At 61.8% G+C, this 5,695-nt stretch carries 7 protein-coding genes, 1 tRNA gene and 1 pseudogene; 6 read left to right on the top strand and 3 right to left on the bottom strand.

Translation table 11 applies throughout. The features are described 5' to 3' along the window. Positions 1-155: 155 nt before the first annotated feature. Positions 156-1,358: a pyridoxal phosphate-dependent aminotransferase gene (locus ABYW26_RS09490; RefSeq protein ID WP_372604568.1), complete on the bottom strand. Its 1,203-nt coding sequence runs from the start codon at positions 1,356-1,358 to the stop codon at positions 156-158. Between the two features lie 92 nt (positions 1,359-1,450). On the opposite strand from ABYW26_RS09490, the gene ABYW26_RS09485 reads away from it, so the two are divergent. The 3 genes from ABYW26_RS09485 to ABYW26_RS09475 all read left to right on the top strand — a co-directional run bounded on the left by ABYW26_RS09485 (position 1,451) and on the right by ABYW26_RS09475 (position 2,701). After that, positions 1,451-1,867, top strand: a complete 417-nt coding sequence (locus tag ABYW26_RS09485) for a multiprotein-bridging factor 1 family protein (protein ID WP_372604567.1) — start codon at positions 1,451-1,453, stop codon at positions 1,865-1,867. Beyond that, the gene (locus ABYW26_RS09480) at positions 1,851-2,111 is read left to right on the top strand and encodes a succinate dehydrogenase assembly factor 2 (RefSeq protein WP_372604566.1); all 261 of its coding nucleotides are present in this window, start codon (positions 1,851-1,853) and stop codon (positions 2,109-2,111) included. Before ABYW26_RS09485 ends, ABYW26_RS09480 begins: the two co-directional genes overlap by 17 nt. A 92-nt stretch (positions 2,112-2,203) precedes the next feature. Then, positions 2,204-2,701 (top strand): MarR family winged helix-turn-helix transcriptional regulator, encoded by a 498-nt coding sequence (locus tag ABYW26_RS09475; protein ID WP_372604565.1) that lies wholly within the window; start codon positions 2,204-2,206, stop codon positions 2,699-2,701. Between the two features lie 39 nt (positions 2,702-2,740). Here ABYW26_RS09475 and ABYW26_RS09470 read toward each other — a convergent pair. Both ABYW26_RS09470 and ABYW26_RS09465 read right to left on the bottom strand, forming a co-directional pair. Continuing rightward, a tRNA-Cys gene (locus ABYW26_RS09470) sits at positions 2,741-2,814 on the bottom strand. A 17-nt stretch (positions 2,815-2,831) separates the two neighbouring features. Beyond that, positions 2,832-3,053, bottom strand: a complete 222-nt coding sequence (locus ABYW26_RS09465) for a hypothetical protein (RefSeq protein WP_372604564.1) — start codon at positions 3,051-3,053, stop codon at positions 2,832-2,834. Between the two features lie 39 nt (positions 3,054-3,092). Between ABYW26_RS09465 and ABYW26_RS09460 the strand changes: the two genes are divergently transcribed. From ABYW26_RS09460 to ABYW26_RS09450, 3 genes and pseudogenes are all read left to right on the top strand, one after another. Beyond that, entirely contained in the window at positions 3,093-3,746 is a 654-nt protein-coding gene (locus tag ABYW26_RS09460; RefSeq protein ID WP_372604563.1) for a protein-L-isoaspartate O-methyltransferase, read from the top strand. Positions 3,747-3,824: 78 nt separating this feature from the next. Then, on the top strand, positions 3,825-5,201 hold the full coding sequence (locus ABYW26_RS09455) for a TolC family outer membrane protein (protein WP_372604562.1): 1,377 nt from the start codon (positions 3,825-3,827) through the stop codon (positions 5,199-5,201). A 75-nt stretch (positions 5,202-5,276) separates the two neighbouring features. After that, a pseudogene (locus tag ABYW26_RS09450) lies at positions 5,277-5,695 on the top strand (hypothetical protein); the annotation flags it as partial.

The following is a 5,695-nucleotide window of genomic DNA, read 5'->3' as shown; positions in this document are numbered from 1 at the left end:
TGGGGTTTGATCTCGCCATTCTTGACGTTGATGATGGCGATCTGATCCATCTCGATCCGGCGCTGGCGGTTCTCGGTATCAATCCGGAACACCAGCGCCCCGTTTTCACGGACGCGAAAATAATATTCGGGCAGATCGCCGGACATGCAGTCCCCTTAGGTCAGCGAGGCACAGAAATCCTGAATGCGGGTGCAGGCCTCTTTGAGGTTTTCGTCCGAAGTAGCGTAGCTGACACGGAAATTCGGCGAAAGCCCGAAAGCCGCGCCGAACACCACTGCCACGCCACGCTCTTCCAACAGCGCCTTGGCGAAGGTCTCGTCATTATCGATCTTCACGCCAGCCGGGCTGGTCTTGCCAATGCAGCCAGCGATCGACGGATAGACATAGAACGCGCCTTCGGGTTTCGGGCAGGTGATGCCTTGGGCGGCGTTCAGCATGTCCAGCACCAGATCGCGGCGGCGTTTGAACATCTCGTTGTTGACCGGGATGTAATCCTGGGTGCCGTTCAGCGCCTCGACCGCGGCCCATTGGCTGATGGTGCAGGGGTTCGAAGTCGATTGTGACTGGATCTTGCCGATGGCCTTGATCACCTCTTTCGGGCCTGCGGCATAGCCGATGCGCCAGCCGGTCATGGCATAGGCCTTGGACACGCCGTTGCAGGTCAGGGTGCGGTCATAAAGACCCGGCTCGACCTCGGCGGGGGTGCAGAATTTGAAATCGTCATAGACCAGATGTTCATACATATCGTCCGACATCACCCAGACATGCGGGTGGCGCATCAGCACATCGGTCAGGGCCTTCAGTTCGTCCCAGGTGTAACCGGCGCCAGTCGGGTTCGAGGGCGAGTTGAAGATGAACCATTTGGTCTTGGGGGTGATCGCGGCCTCAAGCTGATCGGCGGTCAGTTTGAAGTTGTTCTCCAGCGTTGCTTCGACCGCGACCGGGGTGCCGCCGGCCAGCAGCACCATGTCGGGATAGCTGACCCAATAGGGCGCCGGGATGATCACTTCGTCGCCGGGGTTCAGCGTCGCCATCAGCGCGTTATACAGCACCTGCTTGCCGCCGGTTCCGACGGTCACTTGCGCGGGTTCATAATCCAGCCCGTTGTCGCGTTTGAACTTGGCGCAGATCGCTTTTTTCAGCTCGGGGATGCCGTCGACGGCGGTGTATTTGGTCTTGCCCGCGTCGATCGCGGCTTTCGCGGCGTCCTTGATATTCTGCGGCGTGTCGAAATCCGGCTCGCCTGCGCCCAGCCCGATAACGTCCTTGCCAGCCGCCTTGAGATCGGCGGCCATGTTGGTCACCGCGATCGTCGGCGACGGTTTTACGCGGGCGAGAGTCTCGGAGAGGAAGGGCATTGCGGAAGCTCCGGTTTGAAAACAAGTCGCGTCTCTCATAGGATGACGCTGAAACCCGTTCAAGCGGGATCGGTTGAAACAAGGCAATGTCTGTGGAAAATGACCCCGGAACGGACTGGTATTCCGACGAAAAGGCCACGTTTGGCGATCGTGTGACCGATGCGCGGCTTGCGATGGGCCTCGGCCAGATGGATCTGGCGGCGCGGCTGGGTGTGCGGCTGAAAACCCTGCGTGGCTGGGAGGATGACGTGTCCGAACCGCGCGCCAACAAGTTACAGATGCTGGCCGGGGTTCTGAACGTGTCGATCATGTGGCTGCTGACCGGCGAGGGCGACGGGCTTGACGCGCGGCACGTCGGCAGGCACATCGCGGGGGATACCGCCGCGCTGTTGGCGGAACTGCACGAGGCTCAGGTCGCGCTGGCCGCCTTGGCGCGGCAGATCGAAAATTTGGAACGCCGCTTGCGGGTGGCGGTGACGCAAGAGGATGACAATGACCGAAACCCATGAAAACCGGCTGAAGCGGGTGCTGATGCGCGCCACCCATCGCGGCATCAAGGAAATGGACATCATCCTTGGCAATTACGCCCGCGCCTACCTGCCGGATCTGGATGTCGGGGCGCTGGATGAACTGGAGGCGCTGATGGAGGAAAACGATCAGGACCTCTATCAATGGGTGTCGGGGCAGATGCCCGCACCGGCCCGGTTTTCGGCTCTGATCGAGCGGATCGCCGTCCATGCCGGCGCAAGATAATTCACATTTGATCTAGTTTTGTTCTCATTTTAACCAAATGTTCGGACCTCGGCCCGTAGCTCTGTCTTTGACGATTTCGGACGGAGTAGAGCATGAGTATCCAGATTCCTTTCACCGCCACCGGCCAGCATGGGTTTTTCACCGGCTATCTCGAGGCGCTGGCGCTGGTCGAGCGTCTGCATCGGCTGTTGCTGGATGTCATCAAGGATGAATTCGAACGGGTGGGGCTGCTGGAAATCAATCCGGTGCAGGCCCTGCTGCTGTTCAATGTCGGCGAGAACGAGGTCACTGCGGGCGAGTTGAAAAGCCGCGGTTATTACCAAGGCTCGAACGTGTCCTATAACCTGAAAAAGCTGGTCGAGCTGGGCTATATGCATCACGAGCGCTGCGAAATCGACCGCCGCTCGGTGCGGGTGCGGCTAACGGCCAAGGGGCGACAGGTGCGCGACGTGGTCGCCGGTCTGTTCGCACGCCACGCTGAGGGTCTGCAAACCAAGGGCGTGATCGGTCACGAAGGGCTGGACGACATCACCACCGCCCTGCGCCGGATGGAACGCTATTGGACCGACCAGATCCGCTATATCTATTGATGCGGTTCCGGGCGCGGTCGGGGGGATGTGCGGGGATTTTGGAGGCGTCATCCGGAATCGAACCGGAGTTCACGGATTTGCAATCCGTTGCATCACCACTCTGCCATGACGCCGTGCCGTGCTTCCTAGATCAGCGCCGATGCTCCGTCAAGGCGCGATCAGGGCGGAAAATGCGGTTGGCGGGCGCCATTGCCGGGGCGGTTCGGGCGCTGCCCGGCGGGGTGCTGGCGGCTTGGATCGGGACCGAAACCGGCGCTTGCCGGATCAGCAGGGCAACGGTGGGCCAGAAATGCGTGTTCCCGCGCAATTGTGGCGCCCCGCGCATGTTGCCCAGCCCGATTTTCTGTGGCATGACGGTCAAGACTTTAACTAGACCAAAGAGTTTAGTCCTATGACAGATTACGCCACCCGCCGCCGGATGATGGTCGATACTCAGGTTCGCCCCTCAGACGTAACAAAATTCCCGATCATCGACGCCATGCTGGCTGTGCCGCGCGAAAACTTCGTGCCGGCTGCCAAGCGAGAGGCGGCATATATGGGCGAAAACGTCGATCTGGGCGGTGGCCGTGTGGTTCTGGAACCCCGGACGCTGGCCAAGATGCTGGACGTTCTGGCCATTCAACCCGATGAGCTGGTTCTCGATCTGGGCTGCGGCATGGGCTATTCCTCGGCCGTCATCGCCCGCATGGCCGAAGCCGTGGTTGCCGTCGAAGACGATGCCGACCGCGTCGCCGAAGCCGAGGCCGCGCTGGCCGAATGCGGCGCCGACAATGTCGCCGTGATCGAGGCGCCGCTGACCGCGGGCGCCCCCAAGCACGGCCCCTATGACGTGATCATCGCCCAGGGCGCAATCGAAGAGCTGCCGCAGGCGCTGGTCGATCAGCTGCGCGAGGGGGGACGTATTGCCGCAGTGTTCATGGAGGGGGCACTGGGTGTATGCAGGATCGGACACAAGATTGACGGGGCAATGGCCTGGCGTTTCGCATTCAATGCGTCGGCGCCGGTTCTGCCCGGTTTTGAACGGCAGCGGGCCTTCGTTCTGTAAGGCCCTGCACTGGTCGGATCGGCGGGGCGCAGGCAAAGCACCGTCGGGCCGGTTGCGAAAAGCAGAGGCAAAGAGCAGATGAAACAGGTAATTCGTGGCGCGATTGTAGGGATGGTGTCGGCGCTGGCACTGGGTGTCGGCTCGGCAAATGCCGAGACCCTGACCGATGCGCTGAGCAGCGCCTATCAGAACAGCAACCTTCTGGAACAGAACCGCGCCTTGTTGCGCGCTGCTGACGAAGGTGTGGCTTCGGCCATGGCGGCGCTGCGGCCGATTGTCGGTTTCACCGCCAGTTCCAGCTATTCCAACAGCCCGACCGCATCGAATCTGAGCAACAATTCGATCACCCTGGGGGCCGAATTGACCCTGTATGAGGGCGGCTCGAACAAGCTGGCGGTCGAAGCCGCGAAAGAAACAGTGCTGTCGACCCGGGCCAGCCTGCTGGCGCTGGAGCAGAATGTGCTTCTGGGCGCGGTTCAGGCCTATCTGGATGTCCGTAGCGCCAGCGAAAATGTCGCTTTGCGCAACAACAACGTCCGTCTGATCACCGAACAATTGCGGGCCGCCCGTGATCGGTTCGAGGTTGGCGAAGTCACCCGCACCGACGTGTCGCTGGCCGAAAGCCGGCTGGCTGCCTCGCAAAGCGCGCTGGCCGCGGCACAGGGCGCGCTGATCGTGGCGCGGGAATCGTATAAGCTGGCCGTTGGTCATGCGCCGTCGCAACTGACCGGCACGCTGCGGGTTCCGGGCCTGCCGAAAACTCAGGCCGAGGCGTTGGAAATTGCCCGCCGCGGCCATCCGAACATCGACGCCGCGCAGCGGCAGGTCAATGTCTCGGATCTGAACCTGCTGCGCGCCCGCGCCGCGCGGATGCCCAAGCTGACCGCCGAAGCCGGGGTTGGCTATGCGGACAGCAGCAACAATATTCTGGACGGTGACAGCTCGTCGGTCGGGTTGACCCTGACGCAGCCGCTGTATGCCGGTGGCAAGATCGCATCGGCCGAACGGGCGGCGCTGGCCGGTCGCGAAGCCTCGATGGCCAACCTGCACTATGTCGCCAAGCAGGTCGAACAGGGTGTCGGCAACACCTGGGCGCAGCTTGCCGTGGCCCGGGCTCAGCTTGAGGCCACCGACAAACAGATTCGCGCCGCGCAACTGGCCTTTGACGGCACCCGCGAAGAGGCGCGCCTTGGCTCGCGCACCACGCTGGACGTTCTGGATGCCGAGCAGGATCTGCTGGATGCCCGCACCGCCCGCGTTCAGGCCGAGGCCTCGCAATATGTCGCCTATTACGCGCTGCTGGCGTCGATGGGCCTGTTGACGGTCGAGCATCTGAACCTTGGCATTCCGACCTATGACCCCGCCGCCTATTACAATTCGGTGAAATCCGGCCCCACCCGCAGCATTCAGGGTGAAAAGCTGGACGAGGTGATGCGGGCGCTGGGCCGCAAGTAACCAAAGACCTACCATTTATTGTGTGGCGCGATTTTCCGCGCTACCATACCTGTATGACCGAACAGGGGGGCGCCGATGTCTGATCCGCTGAAACAGATGGAAATCGAGGATGTTCTGTCGTCGATTCGGCGGTTGGTTGCGAATGGCTCGGAACAGCAGCGGACGCCATCGCCCGCTCCGGAAAAACCCGCCGCGCCCGAACGTTTGGTGCTGACACCTGCACAACGGATCGAAGTGGTCGAAGATCCGGCGCCCGAAGCCGAAGTCGTCGCGAAGCCCGAGGTGGCGGTTGAACCGCAACCGGTCGAGGCGCCCGAGGCGGACATGTGGGAAGAAATCTCGCTCGAAGATCGAATCGCTGAACTTGAAGCCGCGATTGCCGATGTTCAGGACGATTGGGAACCCGATGGCAGCGAGACCGCGCGCCAGCACCTCAACTTTGCCGATATCAACCGCGAACCGGTTGGCACCTTCCATGTTCAGGCTGAAGCCGA

The organism is Actibacterium sp., assembly GCF_041584535.1.
Classification (GTDB): domain Bacteria; phylum Pseudomonadota; class Alphaproteobacteria; order Rhodobacterales; family Rhodobacteraceae; genus Actibacterium_D.
The sequence above is the reverse complement of the archived record's forward strand: the minus strand, read 5'-3'. Positions and strand labels throughout refer to the sequence as shown.

Excerpts from the sequence above, each read along its gene's own strand:
- ABYW26_RS09490 (WP_372604568.1), bottom strand. The coding sequence starts at position 1,358 with ATGCCCTTCCTCTCCGAGACTCTCGCCCGCGTAAAACCGTCGCCGACG.
- ABYW26_RS09480 (WP_372604566.1), top strand. The coding sequence starts at position 1,851 with ATGACCGAAACCCATGAAAACCGGCTGAAGCGGGTGCTGATGCGCGCC.
- ABYW26_RS09475 (WP_372604565.1), top strand. The coding sequence starts at position 2,204 with ATGAGTATCCAGATTCCTTTCACCGCCACCGGCCAGCATGGGTTTTTC.
- ABYW26_RS09465 (WP_372604564.1), bottom strand. The coding sequence starts at position 3,053 with ATGCCACAGAAAATCGGGCTGGGCAACATGCGCGGGGCGCCACAATTG.
- ABYW26_RS09460 (WP_372604563.1), top strand. The coding sequence starts at position 3,093 with ATGACAGATTACGCCACCCGCCGCCGGATGATGGTCGATACTCAGGTT.
- ABYW26_RS09455 (WP_372604562.1), top strand. The coding sequence starts at position 3,825 with ATGAAACAGGTAATTCGTGGCGCGATTGTAGGGATGGTGTCGGCGCTG.